Raw genomic sequence first — 18,947 nt, 5'->3', positions numbered from 1 at the left:
GTCGCGGTGATCCTAGGGGCCGCGCTCACCACTCCGCCACCCGATAATCCTTCAGGAAGACGCCTACGAACGGCTCCCCCGCCTCGCCGCGCACGATCGGGTCGTACACCCGGGCCGCGCCGTCCACGACGTCCAGCGGGGTGCGGAAGCCCGTACCGGCCAGGCGGGACTTCTTGGGTGCCGGGTTCTCGTCGGTGATCCAGCCGGTGTCGACGGCGCACATGTGGACGCCGCGCTCGGCGAGTTCGGCGGCGCTGGTGCGGGTGAGCATGTTGAGGGCGGCCTTGGCCATGTTGGTGTGCGGGTGGCCGGCGGTCTTGTTGCGGACCGCGAACCGGCCCTCCACCGCCGTCACGTTGACGATGTAGCGGGACGGGTGCGGGGAGGCTTCCAGCAGCGGCAGCAGCCGGTCGCAGAGCAGCGCCGGGGCGAGCGCGTTGACCAGCTGGGTCTCCAGCACCTCCGCCGGGTCGAGCCCTCCGAGGGTGGCCGACCAGGAGTTGCGCGGCGCGGTGTCCGGCAGCAGACCGGCCTCGTCCACCGCCCCGGCGTCGACCCGGCTCGCCGCCGACGCGGTCTCGTCGGCGGCGAGTTCGGCGGCGGGCCAGGCGGCGGTGAGTGCGGGCATCGGACGGAACCCGGGCGCGTACCCGATCCGGGCCGGGACCGCGCCGGTCTCGCCGGCCTCACCGAGTTCACGGGTCCCAGCGGTCTCGCCGGCCGCCAGCAGGGCGTACGACTCGGGCGGGCGGCGCAGGGTCTGCGCGGCGTTGTTCACCAGGATGTCCAACGGCCTTCCCTCTGCGCGGAGTTGCTCGCACAGGCCGAGCACCTGGCGCGGGTCGCGCAGGTCGATGCCGACGATCCGCAGCCGGTCCAGCCAGCGGTCGCTGCCCTCGGCGGCCCGGAAGCGGCGCAGGGTGTCGTGCGGGAAGCGGCTGGTGACGACGAGTTCGGCGCCGTCGCGGAGCATCATCAGGGCCAGCTGGAAGCCGATCTTGACGCGTCCGCCGGTGAGCAGCACCCGTCGGCCGGTCAGGTCGGTGCTGAGCGCGCGGCGGGCGGTGTGGTCGGCGGCGCAGTCGGGGCACAGCCGGTGGTAGAAGCCGTCGACCTGCCGGTAGTGCTGCTTGCAGACGTAGCAGCGCTGCGGGCGGGCGAGGTCGCCGATCGGGGTGTGCCCGGCGGCGGTGGGCAGCGGTGCGTCCTCCCGGCGGGCGGTGCCGCCGGTGGCGGTGGCGCCGACCAGGTCGGCGTCGGCCCGGGCGGTCTCGGTGCGGCGGGCCCGGCGGCGGGTGTGCCGGCCGTCCCGGACGAAGGACTCGGCGCCGCGTTCGGCCCGCAGCCGCACCGGGTGGTCGGCGGGCAGCAGCCACAGGCGGCCCAGCGTCCGCTCGAAGGCGGCGAGTTCGGCCTCGTCCGGCTCCTCCCCGGGGCGGGGCGGGGTCGTGCTCATCGGACGGTCCTCCGGAGGGGGTGCGGCGGGGCGGCGGACGGCGGGCCCGAGCGGAGGGCGGACCGGCGTGCTCCGCACGGGCGGTGCGGCGCGTCCGCCGCTGCGCCACGGGGCCCCCGGGCCTCCCGGGGGCCGGATTCGAACCGGCGTGGTCCGCCATGCCGTGGCGGTGCGACTGCCTCTGCGCGCACGCCCGGGAGGTGACAGCGATGCTAACGGCACGCCCGGAACGTGCGGAAACCCTTTTGCGCGGCCCGGTCGTCACGGTCACGGTCGCGGTCGTCGTCACGGTGGTCGTCGCGGTGGTCGTTGCGGTGGTCGTTGCGGTGGTCGTTGCGGTGGTCGTTGCGGTGGCGGTCACGGCCGCGGTCGGCCGGAGCGGGGGCGCGGGCGGCGGCTCCCGGCCCGACCGGTTTGCCGGGCGAACTACCGGACACACCACAGGGCATGACCGCACCCACTTCACGCATCGTGGTGATCACCGGTGCCAGCGCAGGAATCGGACGGGCGTGCGTCGAGGCGTTCGCCGGGCGCGGCGACCGCCTCGCCCTGATCGCCCGCGGCCGCGCGGGGCTGGAGGCCGCCGCCGCCGAGGCCCGGAAGGCGGGCACGACCGCCCTCGTGATCGAGGCCGACGTCAGCGATCCGCGGGCCGTCGAGGCCGCCGCCGAACACGTCGAGCGCGAACTCGGGCCGATCGACGTGTGGGTGAACGACGCGTTCACCTCCGTCTTCGCGCCCTTCACCGAGATCTCGGCGGAGGAGTTCCGCCGGGTCACCGAGGTGAGCTACCTCGGCTACGTGTACGCCACCCGGGCCGCGCTGCGCCGCATGCTGCCGCGCGACCGCGGGACGCTGGTGCACGTCGGCTCCGCCCTCGCCTACCGGGGCATCCCCTACCAGAGCGCCTACAGCGGGGCCAAGCACGCCCTGCAGGGCTGGCACGAGGCGCTGCGCTGCGAGTTGCTGGCCGCCGGTTCGGGGGTGCGCACCACGATGGTGCAGATGCCGGCCGTGAACACCCCGCAGTTCGACTGGGTGCTCTCCCGGCTGCCGAAGCGCGCGCAGCCCGTCCCGCCGATCTACCAGCCCGAGGTGGCGGCCCGCGCGGTCCTCCGCGCGGCGGACCGTCCGGGGCGGCGCGAGTACTGGGTGGGCGGCAGCACGGTGGCCACCCTGGTCGCCAACGCGGTGGTGCCGGGGCTGCTGGACCGCTACCTGGCCCGGACCGGGCTCGACTCCCAGCAGACCGACCAGCCGCGCCGCGACACCGATCCCGCCAACCTGTGGAAGCCCGCGGACGGCCGGGAGGACCACGGCGCGCGCGGCCGCTTCACCGGCCGCTCCAGCGGTCGGAGCCCGCAGCTGTGGGCCACCACCCACCGGGCCGCCGTCGCCGGGGCGTGCGCCGCCACGGCCGCGGCCGTGGCCCTCGGCTGCTACGCCGGGCGGCGGCGGTGACGGGCGCGGCGGCGCGCGCCGGGGCGGGGAGGGCGGCATGACGGTCTTCCCGCACCCCGCCGAGCGCACCGACGGCGGGCGGGGCCGGTTCGAGCGGCTGGCCGAGTCCGCGTCCAACCTGACCGGCTCGCCGGTGTTCTCGGTGTTCTGCCTGCTGCTGGTGGCGGGTTTCTTCGTGGTGCACGCGCTGGGTCTGTCCACCGAGTGGCAGATCCTCGCGGGGGACGTGATGACCGCCGTGACGCTGGTGCTGCTGGCCCTGCTGAAGAACGCGGAGCGCCGCGCGGAGCACGCGCTGCAGCGCAAGCTGGACGCCATCGCCGCCGCCCTGCTGGAGCAGCACGCGGGCAGCGGCGACCGGGCCCACCGGGGCCTGCGCGAGGCGATCCGCCTGGAGGAGCGGCTCTGACCGGTGCGCCGGGCCGTTCGGTGACGGCCCGGCGCACCGGTCAGGGCTCGCCGACCCGCAGCCAGCGGTAGCCGTACGGCGGCAGCTCGACGCGCGGCGCGCCGGTCTGCTCGACGGCGGCCCCGGTGAGGACGTCGGTCAGTGGGCCGTCGGGCACCCCGGCGGGGGTGGCGGTGGCGGGCCGGTCGGCGAAGTTGTGCAGCACCAGGACGGCCCCGTCTCGGGTGGAGCTGAGGTGGGCGAGGACGGCGGGGTCGCCCGCGTCGAGGATCTCGCAGCGGCCCCAGGCCAGTTCGGGGGCCTCGCGGTAGCCCTGGGCGAAGGAGCGCATCCGGGTCAGCAGCGAGTCCGGGTCGTGGGCCTGGTCGCGGACGTTGACGTGCTCGGGGCCGTAGGCGCCCCGGGTCAGCGGCCGGGGGTAGCGGGCCGGGTCGGCGTCGGAGAAGCCCGCGTGGGGTTCCGGCGTCCACTGCATGGGGGTGCGGACGGCGAGCCGTCCGTCGGCGGCGAGGTTCTCGCCCATGCCGATCTCCTCGCCGTAGAAGAGCACGGGTGTGCCGGGCAGGGTGAACAGCAGGCTGTAGGCGAGGTCGATCCGGCGGCGGTCGCCGCCGACCATGGGGGGCAGTCGGCGGCGCAGGCCGCGGCCGTACAGCTGCATGTCGGCCTCGGGGCCGAACGCCGCGAAGACCTCGTCGCGTTCGGTCTTGGAGAGCTTGTCGAGGGTGAGTTCGTCGTGGTTGCGCACGAAGGTGGCCCAGTGCGCGTCGCGGGGCGGCCGGGGGCGTTCGCGCAGCGCGTCGGCCAGCGGGGCGGCCCGCTGCCGGGCCATCGCCAGGTACATCCGCTGCATGCCGATGAAGTCGAAGCACATCGTCAGCTCGTCGCCGCCCGAGGCGGGGTCGCCGAAGAACCTGAGCGTGTCGTCGTAGGGCAGGTTGACCTCGCCGAGCAGCATCGCCTCGCCGTTGCGGCGGCCGAGGAAGGCCCGCAGGTCGGCCAGGTACGCGTGCGGGTCGGGCAGGTCGTCGGCGTCCACCTGTCCGGCGGTCTCCAGCAGGAACGGCACCGCGTCGACCCGGAAGCCGGACAGGCCCAGCTGCGTCCAGAAGCCCATGATCCTGGCTATCTCGTCGCGGACCTCGGCGTTGGTGACGTTGAGGTCGGGCTGTTCCTTGTAGAAGCGGTGGAAGTAGTACTGGCCGGTGGGCTCGTGGTACTGCCACAGGCTCTGCTCGGCGTCGGGGAAGGTGATGCCCTGCGGGCCGTCCGCGGGCGGGGTGTCGCACCACACGTACCAGTCGCGCCGGCGGGCGTCCCGGCCGGAGCAGGCGTCCTGGAACCACGGGTGGTGGTCGGAGGTGTGGTTGACGACCAGGTCGGCGATGACCCGCAGGCCCCGGTCGCGGGCGGTGCGGACGAACTCGGTGAACTCGCCGAGGGTGCCCAGCCGGGGGTCGACGGCGTAGTAGTCGGTGATGTCGTAGCCGTCGTCGCGCTCGCGGGTCGGGTGGAAGGGCATCAGCCACAGGCAGGTCACGCCGAGCCGGACCAGGTGGTCGACCCGCTGGGTGAGGCCGACGAAGTCGCCGACGCCGTCGCCGTTCCCGTCCTGGAAGGTCTCGACGTCCAGGCAGTAGACGACGGCGTTCTTCCACCACAGGTCGGAGGTCTCGGTCAGTCTCATCGGGCGTTCTCCCCTTCGGTCTCGGTGAGTCGGTGCACACGGGCCTCCCAGGGCGCCAGGACGGTGGGGGCGCCGGGCTGCGGGGTGGCGCCGGGCTGCGGGGCGTCGGCGGCGGGCAGGTTGCCGAGGAGCAGCTCGGCGTCCCGCCAGCGCGGCGGCAGGTCGACCGGCACGTGCTCGCCGGTGAAGTTGCCGAGGACGAGCAGGGTGGTGCCGCGGTGGTGGCGGGTGAAGGCGTACACCCGCTCGTCCTCGGGCAGCAGCGGGGTGAAGTCGCCGTGCACGACGGCCGGTTCGCGGTGGCGCAGGGCGATCAGCCGACGGTAGTGGTGGTAGACCGAGTCGGGGTCGCGCCGGGCGTCGGCGGCGTTGACGGTGGTGTGGTTCGGGTTGACCGCGATCCACGGGGTGCCGGTGCTGAACCCGGCGCCGGGCGAGGCGTCCCACTGCATCGGCGTCCTGGCGTTGTCCCGGCCCATGGCCCGCAGCCCGCGCAGCACCCGCTCCGGGTCCTGTCCGGCCGCGAGCGCCTGCGCGTAGTGGTTGAGCGACTCGATGTCGCGGAAGTCGTCGATCGAGGCGAACGGGGCGTTGGTCATGCCCAGTTCCTCGCCCTGGTAGACGTACGGGGTGCCGCGGTGCAGGTGCAGGACGGTGGCGAGCATGGTGGCCGAGCGCGCCCGGTGGCGGGGGCCGTCGTCGCCGAACCGGGAGACGATCCGGGGCTGGTCGTGGTTGCTCCAGTACAGGCTGTTCCAGCCGGTGTCGGCCAGCCCCCGCTGCCAGCGGGCCAGGGACGCCTTCAGGTCGGTGAGCCGCAGCGGCCTCGGGTCGAACTTCCCGCCGGGGCCGTGGTCCAGGCTGACGTGCTCGAACTGGAAGACCATGTCGACCTCGGCCCGCGCCGGGTCGGTGAACAGCCGCGCCTGCTCGACCGTCACCCCCGGCATCTCCCCCACCGTCAGCAGCCGGCCCGGGTGGTGGGCGAACACCTCGCGGTGCATCTCCTGGAGGTACTCGTGCACCCTCGGCCCGCAGAGGTAGGACGGCGAGCCGTCGCCGTACGGGCCGTCGCCGCGCAGCGGGCCGTCCGGCAGGGCCGGGTCCTTGGAGATCAGGTTGACGACGTCCATCCGGAAGCCGTCCACGCCCCGCTCCAGCCACCAGCGCATCATCGCGTACACCGCCTGCCGCATCGCCGGTTCCTCCCAGTTGAGGTCCGGCTGCCCGGGGGCGAACAGGTGCAGGTAGTACGCGCCGGACGCCTCGTCGTACGTCCAGGCCGGGCCGGAGAAGAACGAGCCCCAGTTGTTCGGTTCGGTGCCGTGCGGCCGGGCGGCCCCCGGACCGGTGGCCTCGCGCGGGGGCCGCCACCAGTACCAGGAGCGCTTGGGGCTCGCCGGGTCGCGGGACTCCTGGAACCACGGGTGCCGGTCCGAGGTGTGGTTCACCACCAGGTCCATCACCAGCCGCATGCCGCGCGCGTGCACGGCCGCCAGCAGCCGGTCGAACGCCGCCAGGTCGCCGAAGAGCGGGTCGACGTCCTGGTAGTCGCTGATGTCGTAGCCGTTGTCGGCCTGCGGCGACGGGTACACCGGCGACAGCCACAGCACGTCGACGCCCAGGTCGGCGAGGTGGTCGAGCCGCCCCGTGATGCCGTCCAGGTCGCCGACCCCGTCGCCGTCGGAGTCGGCGAAGCTGCGGGGGTAGACCTGGTAGACGACCGCCGACCGCCACCACGCCCCGTCCGGCTCCGCCGCGCTCCCGCCGTCCTCCCGGCCCACCGGACCGTCCCTCCCGTCCTCGGTCACCGCACCGTCCTCCTCCCGCTCGCCGCACCGTCCACGGCCCCTCCTTCCCCCTGGCGCCGAATCCACCGGACCGGTTCCGGCCGATCGGGGGCGGGGGCGGGGGCGGCGGCCGGGCGGATCGTGGGCGTGCGGGGCCGGGCGGGCGACCGGGTGGACCGGGGGCGGCTCGGTCCGAAGGACCTGTTCGGCCGGCGGGCCGACGCCCCCCGCCGGGGCCGGGCGCGGGGGTGCGTGGGCCTCAGCGGGCCAGGAACTCCAGCAGCGCCCGGTTCCACTCCGCGGCGTGGCTCACGTTGACGCCGTGCGGGCCGCCCGGGACCAGGTGGACCCGGCTGCCGGGCAGCGCCGCACGGGTGCGGGCACCGGAGCCCTCGAACGGGACGGTCGCGTCGCTGTCGCCGTGCAGCACCAGGGTCGGCAGCGGCCCGAACTTCTCCAGGTCGGCACGGAAGTCGGTGGCGCCGAAGATCGTCATGCACTCCAGGGCGGCCTTCTTGTCCGCCTGGTCGCACAGGGCGCGGGCCTCGCGGAGCTGCTCCTCGGTGACCTTCAGCTCGCCGTCCGCGGAGAAGAACTCCCGCATGAACCCGTCGTAGAAGGCGTCCTGGTCCTCGGCGAGCGAAGCGGCCATCCCGGCCGCCGCCTCCTCGGTCAGCGGGCCCTGCGGGTTGTCGCGGGTCCGCAGCATGAAGGGCGTCACGGCGGAGGCGAGCACGACGCCGCGCAGCCGCTCCGTGCCGTACGAGGAGACGTAGCGCGCGACCTCGCCGCCGCCCATCGAGAAGCCGACCAGCGTGACGTCGCGCAGGTCCAGCTCGGTGAGCAGGGCGTCCAGGTCGTCGGCCAGGGTGTCGTACGTGTAGCCCAGGAAGGGCTTGTCGCTGCGGCCGAACCCCCGGCGGTCGTAGGTGACGACGCGGTACCCGGCCTCGGCGAGGGCCGGCACCTGGTACTTCCACGACTCGCCCGACAGCGGCCAGCCGTGGATCAGGACGACCGGGCGGCCCGGCCCGCCGGTGTCGTCCACGTGCAGCGCGGTGTCGCGGAACAGCCCGTGGTGGGCGGTGACCTCGGACATGGGTGCTTCCTCCTGGACCTGGACGCGGTGGGGTAACCGCGACTACCCGCGCTCCGCCGTCCGACGCGCCCACCGCCCGCCGTTCCCCCGAACGGGACCGCCCGGCGGCTCCCCGCGCGCCGGCCGCCGGCCGCCGGCCGCCCGCTCAGGTCGTGCGGCGGCGGCGTTTCATCTCCGCCTCCGCCAGGTGCCGCCGTCCCCCGGCGAGCGCCCGGCGCACCCGCTCCTCCACCTCCGCGAAGCGCCGGTGGTAGCCGTCCTCGTACGCCTCGACCACCTCGAAGGTCCACATCCCGGGCAGCACGTCGGCCCCCTGCACCTCGCGCTCGACCAGGTCCGCCTGCTCGTGGTGGCCGGCCGCCCGCAGCGCCCGCACCGCCTCGCCCAGCAGCCGGTCGGCGCCGCCGGTCAGCTGGTGGAAGTCGTACAGCCGCCCGCGCGCCCGCTGCGTCGTCTCGAACGCCTCCGACAGCAGGCCCAGCGCCTCGACCGTGGCCCGGTCCGGCCCCCGGTCACCGCCTCCGCCGGTCTCCCGGCCCGCTTCCCGCACACCCATGGACAGCTCCCTCGTCGCGACCCCGGAACGGACACCACGTCCGGCGGCTGCCCACTCCCGCCCCGCCGACACCGGCCGTCCGGCCCGGTCACCCCTCCGCCGGACAGCGCTTCGCCTTCCGGACCGGCCGGGAGCGGAACGGTTCGTCCACCGCGGCACGGACCCGGACCCGGGCGTTTCGTCCTCCCTACAGGGCTCGGGTCCCGCGCGGGTCGTCGTGTCCGGTGAGCCCGGCGTCGTGGGCGGTGTCGACGTGCACCGGGGCCTTGGCCTCGGGGCGGATGGTGTCGAGCACCGGGTAGGGGCGGGGGAAGGGCGTGCCGAGGTGGAAGCGGTGGGCGAGGACGTCGGCGAACGCGGCAGCGATCCGGATCTCGCCGTTGGGGTTGGGGTGGGTGTCGTCCCAGGTGTGTTCGGCCGCGGTGAACTCGACTGCGGTGTCCGCGACTTCGATGGGCGACAGGGGGCGCCGCAGTTCGGCGGCGACGGCGCGGATGCGGTCGTTGCACTTGGCGACCCGCCGGGCGAAGGCGAAGTCGGCGGTGGCCCTGGCGGTCTCCAGGACGGTGCCCAGGACGAGGCGCACCGCGTGGTGCCCGGCCCGGGCGTTGGCGATGAACTCCCGCAGGTGGGCTTCGAGTTCGTCCGGGGTGGCGTCGTACCAGACGATGTCGTTGATCCCGAGCAGGACGAGCACGAAGTCGGGCCGGTGGGCGGCGACCTGCTCCCGGACCAGGGTCTTGGCCACCACGTAGGGCTGCCCCCACTTGGCGGCGTGGTCCTTGTCGAAGGCCGCGTCCGCGTAGGTGTCGTCGCCGTCGCCGATCTCTTCGGTGCGGATGTTGTCCAGGGTCTTGTACGGCCCGACGAAGTCGACCTCGACCCCGCACGCGCGCAGGTGCTTCCAGAGCCGGTAGCGCCAGGTCCAGTCCCCGCTGCTGCCGTGGCTGATCGAGTCCCCCACGATCATCAGCGAGACCTCCACGCGTTCGGGGACGTCGTAGTCGACAGGTACCACGGTGCACTCCCTCGGTCGGACCGGCCCGCCAGGAGCGGGGCTCCCGCCATCGTCGGACCGCCACCGACCGGACGGGCCCGGAACGGCCACCGACCAGCCCAACGGGTGAACCCGCGCCGCCGCCCTGGACGTGACCCGCGCCGGTGCCGGCAGCGTCTCCTGCGGCCCCGGCCCGACGGGCCGCCAAGCCCACCGCTCCGGGGCCGTCCTCACCGGCTCGGGTTGCCGGGTGGGGCGTATAGCCCCGGGGTCCCGTCGCTCCGCCCGGAGATAGCCGCCTGACCTGCCCGGACGACGGAATCCGGCCGCCGGGGCCCGGCTCCTCGGTTCCGTGCCGCCCTTGACCGATGATCACAGGAGCTGGCAGCGTGCCGGTATGCCCGCGGCCGGGCAACGAGGCGGCGGCCGGGGCCGGGAGACGCAGGGACGGACAGATGGCACCGGACACGGCCGCTCGACGGGATTCCGCCGCTCACCTCGACTTTCGCGCTGCGCGGGACCACCTGCTGCGCACCCGCGACGACCTGGACGCCGCCCGCGGCTTCCCGCGCCCGGCGGGCGAGCACTTCAACTGGGCGCTGGACTGGTTCGACGTCCTGGCGGCGGACAACCGGGCGGTCGCACTGCGGGTGGTCGACCTGGACGCGGACGGCGCGCTCCTGGGCGAGAGCGCGCTGAGCTTCGCCGAGCTGAGCGAGCGCTCGGACCGCACCGCGGGCTGGCTGCGCGAGCAGGGCGTGGCGCGCGGGGACCGCATCCTGCTGCTGCTGGGCAACCAGGTGGCGCTGTGGGAGGTGATGCTGGCGGCGATCAAGCTGGGCGCGGTGGTCATCCCGGCCAGCACCCTGCTGACGGCGGACGACCTGGCCGACCGGCTCTCCCGCGGCCGGGTGCGGCACGTGATCGCCGAGTCCGCGCTCACCGGGGGCTTCGCCGAACAGGACGGCGACCGGACCAGGATCGCGGTCGGCACGCCCGTCCCCGGCTGGCTGGCCTACGCCGAGGCGGCCGAGTACACCGGCGGCTTCACCCCGGACGGGCCGACCCGGGCCGAGGACCCGCTGCTGCTGTACTTCACCTCCGGCACCACCAGCAGCCCCAAGCTGGTGCAGCACACCCACCGCTCCTACCCGGTGGGGCACCTGTCGACGATGTACTGGATCGGACTGCGCCCCGGCGACGTCCACCTGAACGTGTCCTCGCCCGGCTGGGCCAAGCACGCCTGGAGCAACTTCTTCGCCCCGTGGAACGCCGGCGCGGAGATCCTGATCGTCAACCAGCCCCGCTTCTCGGCCCGCCCGCTGCTCGACGCCCTCGTCCGCCACCGGGTCACCTCGTTCTGCGCGCCGCCCACCGTGTGGCGGATGCTGCTGCTGGAGGACCTGGGCCGGTGGCAGCCGCCGCTGCGCGAACTCGTCGGCGCGGGCGAACCGCTCAACCCCGAGGTGGTCGAGCGGATCGAACGCGCCTGGGGCGTCGCCCTGCGCGACGGCTACGGCCAGACCGAGACCACCGCGCAGATCGGCAACACCCCTGGCCAGCCGGTCAAGCCCGGCTCGATGGGCCGCCCGCTGCCCGGCTACGAGGTCGTCCTGGTCGACCCGGTCACCGGCGAGGAGATCACCGGCGAGGGCGTCGACGGCGAACTCTGCCTGCCCCTGGCCTCCGCGCCGCTCGGCCTGATGACGGGCTACCAGGACGACCCCGAACGGCACGCCCGGTCCACGGCCGGCGGCCGCTACCACACCGGCGACGTCGCGCAACGCGACGCCGACGGCTACTACACCTTCGTCGGCCGGGCCGACGACGTCTTCAAGAGCAGCGACTACCGGCTGTCGCCGTTCGAGCTGGAGAGCGTGCTGATCGAGCACCCGGCGGTGGCCGAGGCCGCAGTCGTCCCCTCCCCCGACCCGCTGCGGCTCTCGGTGCCCAAGGCGTACGTCATCCTGGCCCCCGGCCACGAACCCGACGCCGAGACCGCCCGCTCCATCCTCGCCTTCACCCGCAAGCGGCTCGCCCCCTACAAGCGCATCCGCCGCCTGGAGTTCGCCGACCTCCCCAAGACCATCTCCGGCAAGATCCGCCGCATCGAACTGCGCCACCTCGAAGAGACCCGACACACCGACGCCGAGCAACCCGCCGCCGCCCCGACCCGCGGCGAACGCGAGTTCTGGGAGGAGGACTTCCCCGGCCTCAAGGACGCCTGACCCGCCGTCGCGCCGACCGGAGACGTCCCAAGCCCGGATCCGCCGAGCCGGGACGCGCCGGACGACGGTGGAGCGCCCGGCGATCTGTCACGCCGAGCGCTCCACCGTCGTGCCACCGATCTCAGACGCGACCCGCACTCGCCCGGGCCCGGGCCCAGGCTACGAACTCGTCCGCGACCGGGTAATCGGTCTCCACCCGGCCGAGAAGCCCTTCGAGTTCCTCCGGCGAGGCGTCATCGACCCGCAGGAGCGTCCTGGCCCAGCCGACCGGGCGGCCCCGGTGGAAGGCGAAGGAGGGGGTCAGGAACTCGGCCAGCAGTTCCTGGCGGTCCAGCAGCCGCTTCATGGCCGGAATGGTCTCCTCCCCGAGAACCGCCGCCAGCGCCGCGCCCGTCGCCTCCGGATCCACCGACCCGCCGTACGTCCAGCCGGGAGCGAGCGGACCGAAATCCCTGGCAACCGCCTCAGGCGGTTCGACATCCCAGCGGATCAGCGCGGCCGAGGAGTCCGGCGCCTGCCGGACGGCCCGCTCCCAGTTCCTGCGCTGCGACCAACCCCAGGAAGATGACGGCACGATCGAGGCTCGAACGGAGAAAACTTCCGACTCACGATCGAGCCTCATGTCAACGAATTCGACAAGAGCGACGTCGCCCCGGCCCGAAGTCAACCGGTAGACCAGCCCGTCGCGGACCAGTCCCGACTCTTCGGCAACCTCACCCACATGTTTTTTGATCCATCTCGAAAGGCTCATCACTCGAAATTTCCATTCCTGCGGCTAGGCGGCCGTTGTGAACATTTCCTGAACGAAATTGGTGACCACTGCGCTACCGCCGACAACCGTCGCCGCCCCGATATCCTCCGGTAGCGTGACAACGATTCCAGCAATCACCAGAACGCCGCCGGGAATCAACAAGTATGACATGTCGACACCATCGGTTGCCATCGGCGTCGTGCCCAGGCCAGGCTGGTACACGGTCTTAGCATACTTACCAGGGGCCGGGCCGGGGAGTGCGGTAGGAACGCGAGCTGCCTGCGACTGCTGGGCGGCCCCCGCGGAGGGATTATTCTTGGGCATCCTCTTGTCGTTGAGCTTTCCGTAAATTACCTCCCCTTCGGCCCGGCCAACCACCGAATTTCCATCCGGGACACTGTAGGGACCGCCGATAGCCCATCCGAGAACAGCTTTCTTACCGTCCTGTCGAAGTTTATCCACATACCACTGGGCCTCGGGGACGGCCTTCGCGGCAGCTCCCGCAGACTTGACCTCCCAGACAAAGTAGACGTCGCTATTAGGGTCATATCCAACGATATCTGCCTCGCCGTTTTTCCCGCACGGCTTCTGCAGGTCAGGCATGCATTCCTTGTTGGCGTCCGGGATCGGAACGTTCTCCGCCACCTGAAACTTGGTGGCCCCCATCTTGACCGCCTGCTGCAGGATCTGTGCGGCCGCTACTTTCTGTGCATTGTTGTGCATGGTCGTACGATCGAATGGGTGCGTGCCGGTACGTGCGGCCGCCAGTTCTTCAGCAAGCTCCTCGAAAAAAAAGGCAAGCTGTTCTACTTGCCTGAATATATCGCCGATAGAGCGCCCGGTGGGGTCGCTGAGGGTGAGGGGGTTGTTGTCGCTGTAAGTGTAGGCGGCGAGTGATTGGGGGTCGGTGGAGGTCAGGAGGGGGTCGACGCTGATGAAGCGTCCGGTGGTGGGGTCGTAGTCGCGGGCTCCGAGGTGGGTGAGTCCGGTGGGTTCGGTGGTGCCGCCGAGGAAGCCGCGGGTGCCGGCCCAGGTGGTGGGGTTGGTGCCGCGGGTGGCACCGAACGGGAGTGAGCGGCGCTGGTCGACGGTGCCGGCGGTGGCGTCGATGTTGGTGGTGGCGGTGCCGTGGTGGTCAGTGATCTGGAAGGTGGTCTTGTTGTCGTCGGTGCGGACGGCGGTGGCGCCGGTGAGGGAGTAGTAGCGGGTGGCGGTGGCCTTGGTGGCGCCCTTGACCAGTTTGAGTTCGGTGGCACCGAGGTAGAGCGTCCAGCTCTCGACCGCCGGGTTGGCGGTGTCGGCGGTGTGGCCGATCAGGCGGTTGCCGGCGGCGTCGTAGAGGTAGTCGGTGCTCTGGTCGGTGGTCGTGGTGGTGGTGCCAGTGGTGGTCTTGACCGTGGCGGAGACCTTGGCCAGTCGGCCTTCGGTGTTCCAGGTCAGGGTCTGGTCGTTGGTCTGGTTCGCGGCGGGCTTGAGACTGCGGGTGGCCGTGTTGCCCGCGTCGTCGTAGCCGTAGCTCTCCACGACGGGGGTGCCGAGGGCGCCGGTGGTGGTGCTGGTGGAGGTGAGGCTGTGCGGATGAGCGGCGGTGGGTGCGGGGTAGGTGTAGGTGGTGGTGGCGTCCTGAGCGGTGTTGCCGGTGGTGTCGTGGCGGGTCTCGGTGGCCCGGGTGCCGTTGGTGTTGTAGGTCCAGCTGGTCCAGTAGGGGGCGGGGCCGCCGAGCTGGGTGCCGCTGGGGGCGGTGCAGCTACCGGTGTTGGGGGTGTACGCCTGGGTCAGGCGCGCCAGGTAGTCGTACTGGTAGCACTGCCGGTCGGTGCCGGAGGAGGAGGTGTCGGTCAGGGAGGTGACGTTGCCGGCCTGGTCGTAGGTGTAGGCGGCGGCGCGGGCCGGGGTGGCGATGCCGTACTGGTCGGTGCGGCTGGAGGCCAGGCGCTGGGTGCCCCACTCGTAGGAGTCGGTGACGTAGACCTGCTTGTTGGCGGTGCCGTTGGAGAGCGTGGTCTGCAGCGGCTTGCCGGTCAGGCTGTAGGTCTGTCCGGTCTGGTAGGTCTGGTTGGTGAGGGAGTTGCCGACGGCGGTGAGCCGGTGCAGGCCGTCGTAGGTAAACGCGACCGTTTCGGCGGTGAGGTTGCCGGCTGCCGGGTAGTAGAGGGAGCCGATCTGGCCGTCGAAGCGGTAGGTGGTGCTGGTCAGGTAGTTGCCGGCGAGTGCTTCCTGGCCGGGGACGGAGGGGACGGTCACGGTGGTGCGGGTCGGACGGCCCATGCTGTCGAAGAACGAGTACGCGGTCTTGTACTCGCGGGTGACCCCGCCGACCGTGCTGAAGCGCGACGTGCTGGACAGCTGGCCCTTGTTGTTGGCCGGGTCCCAGACCTGGGAGGTCAGCAGCGGGCCGGTCGCCGAACCGTCACGGGTCTCCAGCCGCCGCGACAGGTTGTCGTAGACGCTGGCCACGGTCTTGCCGCGCCCGTCTGTGGTGCTGGTCAACTCGTTGCGATCATTGTACGTCTTGACGGTGGTACCGCTATCGGGGTCGACAGCCTTGGCCAGTCGGCCGCGCTGGTCGTAGATCCAGGTCCAGACAGTGCCGGCCGGATCGATCAGCTTCGACAGGTTGCCCGCCGAGTCGTAGGTGTAAGCGGTGCTGTCGTAAGCGCCGGTGGGTGTCGCGGACTTGTACTGGCGCAGCTCGGTCTTACGGCCAGCCGCGTCACTGACGGTTGTGGTGGGGGTGCCGCCGGTGGGCGGGGTGACGGTGACCCGGTCGCCGCCGTACTCGGTGAGCGTGGTGGACAACGGGGTTCCGACGCCATTGCCCGCCAGAACGGTGGACTTGACGATCCGTCCGAGGCCGTCGAACTCCTGCTTGGTCTGGGTCTCGACGCTGGTGGTGTCGTCGACGGCGCGCAGGGTGGCCGAGGGGGCTCCGTTGGCGTAGTAGGCGGTGTAGGAGCGGGCGGCTTGGCCGCGCTCGTCGTAGAAGGTATCGGTGAGGATTCGGCCGCCGTTGGGACCCGGGACCTGGTTCTGCCTGGCGCGGGCGAAGCCGTCGTAAAGGGTGTAGGAGGTCTGCTGGGAGCTGTCCTCGTTGAGGGTCTTGGTCGCGATGGCGGCGATCTGGCCGTCGGCGACGGTGTAGATGTACTCCTGGTCAGGGGTCTGGCCGTTGGTCTTGGAGCGGTCGGGCTGCCAGACCTTCAGCGTGCGGCCGAGCGCGTCGTAAACGATGTCGGTGCGGCGGTTGTTGGCGTCGATTGAGTCGATTGGCCGACCGCGCAGCAGGTCGTAGTCGGTGATCGTGGTCTGGGCGGTCGCGGAGTTCCCGACTACAGCGGACGGTGTGGTTATCGTGGACTTGGTAGGTCGGCCGGTGGCCGGGATGTAGGTAGTGGTGGTGGGCTGGAGGTTGGGCAGGGCGGTGATGACCGGGTTACCCGCTCCGATGGTGTCGAACACGGTGGACGAGGCCAGCAAAGTGGTGACCAGATCTCTACCGTAGACGTCATAGGTAGCCGAGGTGTCGAGGTAGGTGGCGCTGGTGCCGGTGATCGACTTCAATGCGTGGGTCAGGGTGATGTCACCCTTGACGGGTGCCGTGCCGTAGTCCTGGCCGTCGTAGTGGTAGCGGACGTCGGACAGGACGGCGGAGGTGCCGTCGGCCTTGGTGGTGCGGTCGACGGTCGCGGAGCAGTTCGCCGCGACGGTCTCCTTACGGATCACACCGGAGAGAACCCAGGCGCCGGTATTGTCGGCGAACGTGGTACGAGCACACTTGTCGTCAGCGGGGACCGCGATATCGCCGAGGCTCTCCACGGTGACCGGGCGGCCGTAGTCGTCGAAGGTGGTGTTGGTGCGGGTCTCGCGCCAGTTGGTGCCCGCGCCCTTGTCGAGGGAGGTGAAGGTGCGGGTGGTGCTGGTGCCGGTGAGGTTAGCGGTGGTGGTGCCCCAGTCGCGCACGCGCTGGGCGGTCTGCTTCTTCCAGGGGGTGCTGACGGTCTTGTTGAGGATCGCGCCGTCGGGCTTGTCGTACTGTTCGGTGCGGTACTCGTAGCCGGCCCAGGCCTGGTCGTCGGTCAGGGTGGTGCCCTGGCCGTCGTTGACGGTGACGGTGCGCTTGCTGTTCTTGTCGGTGGGGTTGTTGCGGTCGCCGTCCATGCCGCGCAGGAAGAAGTGGTCGGACTGCGTGGACATCGCGGCGCTGCCGCCGGTCTGGACGCGGACGTGGGCGTAGCCGCGCCACTGCGACCAGGTCTTGAGCTTCTCCTTGGTCAGGCCGTCCTCGTCGTCGAAGTGCCAGGCGGCGTCCCCGAGGTAGCTGTAGCGGGTGACCATGTCGGGTGCGCCGCCGGTGCGGTCGGTCTGGATGACCGCGTCGACAACATACTTGTTGAACCACTCCGTGGTGACCGGGGACTCGTCGGAGGCCTGGTACTGCTGCGGGAAGCAGCGGGTGGTGTTGGTCTGCGGGGTGGGCAGGCTGGCCCAGTCGCAGGGGGCGGCCGAGTAGTTGACGTCCACCTGGCCGCCGATCTCGTCGGTGATGGTGCCCAGGCGCTGCTTGATGAAGGGGGCGCGTCCGTCGCCGGTCTTGTCGAGCCGGTTGGCCATCTGCTTGTAGGCGAAGGTGGTGGGGGGCAGCGGGACGGCGGGGGTGGCGGCGTTGCCGGTGTGGGTGATGGAGGCCAGCAGGAGCTGGTAGTCGTAGTCGGCGGTGCCCCACTTGTGGGTCAGGTCCCAGGTGTCCACCAGAGCGTAGGTGCCGCCTGCCTGGAGGGTCTTGGCGACGACCTGGGTCAGGCGGGTGCGGGTGAAGAAGGTCGGCGAGAACTGCGTGGTGCAGTCGGTGCCGTCCTTGCAGTTCTCGTTCCAGGGGGTGTCGTACCAGTACTGCCGGTTGGTGTCGATCGAATTCGCTGCGCAGAGAGCGGCGTTGCTCTCCAGGCAGCGCTCGGCGGTGCCGAACTCGACCCGGGCCATCGGCTTGACGGTCGCGGAGTAGAGGTCCGTCTTCTGCTGGCCGTACTCGATGTGGTCGAGGTGCCCGCCGCGGATGTAGGGGGTGCGGTTGGCGGTCTTCAGGTTGCGGCTGTAGTTGTTGGTCTCGGGGGTGTACCAGTAGGTGATGTCGTTGCCGTGGGCGTCGACCACCAGGTCGAGGTTCCACCGCCAGCCCTGCTGGCACCACGACGCGTCGAAGTTCGCGCCGTTGCACGGCTCGCCCGCGTTGTTGCCGAACACCGGCACCGTGTAGACCGACTTCGTCTCCGGCTTCCCGCTGGCCCAGTTGGGCAGGCGGTTGTAGCCGAAGTAATAAGCGGTGCCGTCAGTGGTGGTGGCCTTGAAGTACTCACCGTCGTTGTCGCCGTTGCCGCGCGCGGTGTCCCGGACCCGGACGACCTTCGTCGCATCGTCGTCCTTCAGGCGCCACTCGTCGGCGGAGACGGGAATCAGCTCGCCGGAGTGCCCGGCGAAGCTGATCGTGGCGTTGTCGGTGCCCCAGCACAGGTCACCGGGGTTGGAACCGTTGGTCTTGGGGGCACCGTCGTCCGCGCACGCCTTGTAGGAGCGCTCTACGAAGCCGGGCGACAGGTCGAAGCCGTCACCGACCCACGACGCCTGGTTGTTGCTGTTCGCGGTGCGCCCGTCGATCGAACCGGAGTTGTACGACAGGCCGACCTTCGGCGTCAGGCCGCCCGGCATGGGACTCAGCGGCATGTCGTAGGACCAGGTGAACGACCCGCTGTTGAGCGAGGTCGACCACGAGGACGCGGAGGACAGCGGCGTGGCCTTGTAGTCGCCGCTGGGCCCGGCCGTCCCGGCGGTGACGCCGAGCACGACGGCGCCGCCCGTGCCCTGGAGGCGGGTGGAGCCGGCGGTGGCGGCGGTCAGCGCGTCGGCCTTGACGGTCTGCGCCTCGACGTCGTTGCCGCCCGGCAGCGGGGTCTGCACCCGGCACTCGGGCAGCTCGGGCGTGGTGAGCGCGCAGTCGGGCAGTCGGACCAGCTTCAGGCGCGAGCCGAAGCCGGAGCCCGCCGCCTGGGCGAACGACGAGTAGTCCACGCTGACGCCGGAGCTGTCGCTCACGCCCGCGACGGTGAGGACCAGGCCGCTGATCCCGGCCCTGGCCGCCGCGCTCTGGTCGAGTACCTCGACCTTGGCGTCCTTGGCGGCCGCGCCGGAGGAGGTGAGGGAGACCGGCAGCTTGCCGGCCTTCACCGCCTTGCCCCGCTCGCCGGGCAGGTCGAGGGTGGCACTGCCCTGGCCGGGCAGGCTGCCCTTCTTGCCGTCGGTCTTGCTGACGGTGGTGTCGGCCTTGGCGGGCTTGGGCTTGGTGTCGTGGCCCTTGACCGGCTTCTCCGGGGAGACGGCCGACGGCTTCCGGTAGGTGTCGGCGGCCGCCGAGGCCAGTGACAGGGTGGGTATCAGCGATCCCACCAGGGTGGCCGCGACGGCGGCGGCGACCCTTCCTCGAGTCCGCCGTTCGGCGGACCTGTCCGTTCTCACGATGGG

12 protein-coding genes and 1 tRNA gene are annotated in these 18,947 nt (G+C 71.8%); 3 read left to right on the top strand and 10 right to left on the bottom strand.

Translation table 11 applies throughout. From position 1 onward, the window contains the following. Positions 1 to 25 precede the first annotated feature (25 nt). From QMQ26_RS30980 to QMQ26_RS30970, 3 genes are all read right to left on the bottom strand, one after another. Positions 26 to 1,456 (bottom strand): SDR family NAD(P)-dependent oxidoreductase, encoded by a 1,431-nt coding sequence (locus QMQ26_RS30980; protein ID WP_282203539.1) that lies wholly within the window; start codon positions 1,454 to 1,456, stop codon positions 26 to 28. Positions 1,457 to 1,579: 123 nt separating this feature from the next. Next, positions 1,580 to 1,654 (bottom strand) — tRNA-Ala (locus tag QMQ26_RS30975). 14 nt (positions 1,655 to 1,668) lie between these two features. Continuing rightward, on the bottom strand, positions 1,669 to 1,938 hold the full coding sequence (locus tag QMQ26_RS30970) for a hypothetical protein (RefSeq protein WP_282203538.1): 270 nt from the start codon (positions 1,936 to 1,938) through the stop codon (positions 1,669 to 1,671). Between QMQ26_RS30970 and QMQ26_RS30965 the strand changes: the two genes are divergently transcribed. Together QMQ26_RS30965 and QMQ26_RS30960 are read left to right on the top strand one after the other, a co-directional pair. Then, entirely contained in the window at positions 1,904 to 2,917 is a 1,014-nt protein-coding gene (locus QMQ26_RS30965; RefSeq protein WP_100839362.1) for an SDR family oxidoreductase, read from the top strand. The two genes, QMQ26_RS30970 and QMQ26_RS30965, sit on opposite strands and share 35 nt — an antisense overlap. A gap of 37 nt (positions 2,918 to 2,954) precedes the next feature. After that, positions 2,955 to 3,326: a low affinity iron permease family protein gene (locus QMQ26_RS30960; protein ID WP_282203537.1), complete on the top strand. Its 372-nt coding sequence runs from the start codon at positions 2,955 to 2,957 to the stop codon at positions 3,324 to 3,326. Positions 3,327 to 3,366: 40 nt separating this feature from the next. Here the strand turns inward: QMQ26_RS30960 and QMQ26_RS30955 are convergent, their stop codons facing one another. The 5 genes from QMQ26_RS30955 to QMQ26_RS30935 form a co-directional block, all read right to left on the bottom strand. Then, a complete protein-coding gene (locus QMQ26_RS30955; RefSeq protein ID WP_282203536.1) occupies positions 3,367 to 5,013 on the bottom strand; it encodes an alpha-amylase family protein in 1,647 nt (548 codons plus the stop codon). Continuing rightward, a complete protein-coding gene (locus tag QMQ26_RS30950; protein WP_282203535.1) occupies positions 5,010 to 6,824 on the bottom strand; it encodes a glycoside hydrolase family 13 protein in 1,815 nt (604 codons plus the stop codon). Before QMQ26_RS30950 ends, QMQ26_RS30955 begins: the two co-directional genes overlap by 4 nt. A 238-nt stretch (positions 6,825 to 7,062) precedes the next feature. Beyond that, the gene (locus QMQ26_RS30945; RefSeq protein ID WP_282203534.1) at positions 7,063 to 7,902 is read right to left on the bottom strand and encodes an alpha/beta fold hydrolase; all 840 of its coding nucleotides are present in this window, start codon (positions 7,900 to 7,902) and stop codon (positions 7,063 to 7,065) included. 145 nt (positions 7,903 to 8,047) lie between these two features. Continuing rightward, a complete protein-coding gene (locus tag QMQ26_RS30940) occupies positions 8,048 to 8,458 on the bottom strand; it encodes a hypothetical protein (protein WP_282203533.1) in 411 nt (136 codons plus the stop codon). Positions 8,459 to 8,645: 187 nt separating this feature from the next. Continuing rightward, positions 8,646 to 9,476: a GDSL-type esterase/lipase family protein gene (locus tag QMQ26_RS30935; protein WP_282203532.1), complete on the bottom strand. Its 831-nt coding sequence runs from the start codon at positions 9,474 to 9,476 to the stop codon at positions 8,646 to 8,648. 434 nt (positions 9,477 to 9,910) lie between these two features. On the opposite strand from QMQ26_RS30935, the gene QMQ26_RS30930 reads away from it, so the two are divergent. Then, positions 9,911 to 11,683, top strand: coding sequence for an AMP-binding protein (locus tag QMQ26_RS30930; RefSeq protein WP_282203531.1), 1,773 nt, complete (start codon positions 9,911 to 9,913; stop codon positions 11,681 to 11,683). A 121-nt stretch (positions 11,684 to 11,804) separates the two neighbouring features. On the opposite strand, the gene QMQ26_RS30925 is transcribed toward QMQ26_RS30930, so the two are convergent. Both QMQ26_RS30925 and QMQ26_RS30920 read right to left on the bottom strand, forming a co-directional pair. Continuing rightward, positions 11,805 to 12,434, bottom strand: coding sequence for a hypothetical protein (locus QMQ26_RS30925; protein WP_282203530.1), 630 nt, complete (start codon positions 12,432 to 12,434; stop codon positions 11,805 to 11,807). A 24-nt stretch (positions 12,435 to 12,458) separates the two neighbouring features. Beyond that, positions 12,459 to 18,941, bottom strand: a complete 6,483-nt coding sequence (locus tag QMQ26_RS30920; RefSeq protein WP_282203529.1) for an RHS repeat domain-containing protein — start codon at positions 18,939 to 18,941, stop codon at positions 12,459 to 12,461. Between the last annotated feature and the right edge of the window lie 6 nt (positions 18,942 to 18,947).

The sequence above is a fragment of the Kitasatospora fiedleri genome (assembly GCF_948472415.1).
GTDB lineage: Bacteria > Actinomycetota > Actinomycetes > Streptomycetales > Streptomycetaceae > Kitasatospora > Kitasatospora fiedleri.
This window is presented reverse-complemented; position numbering and strand designations above follow the sequence as displayed.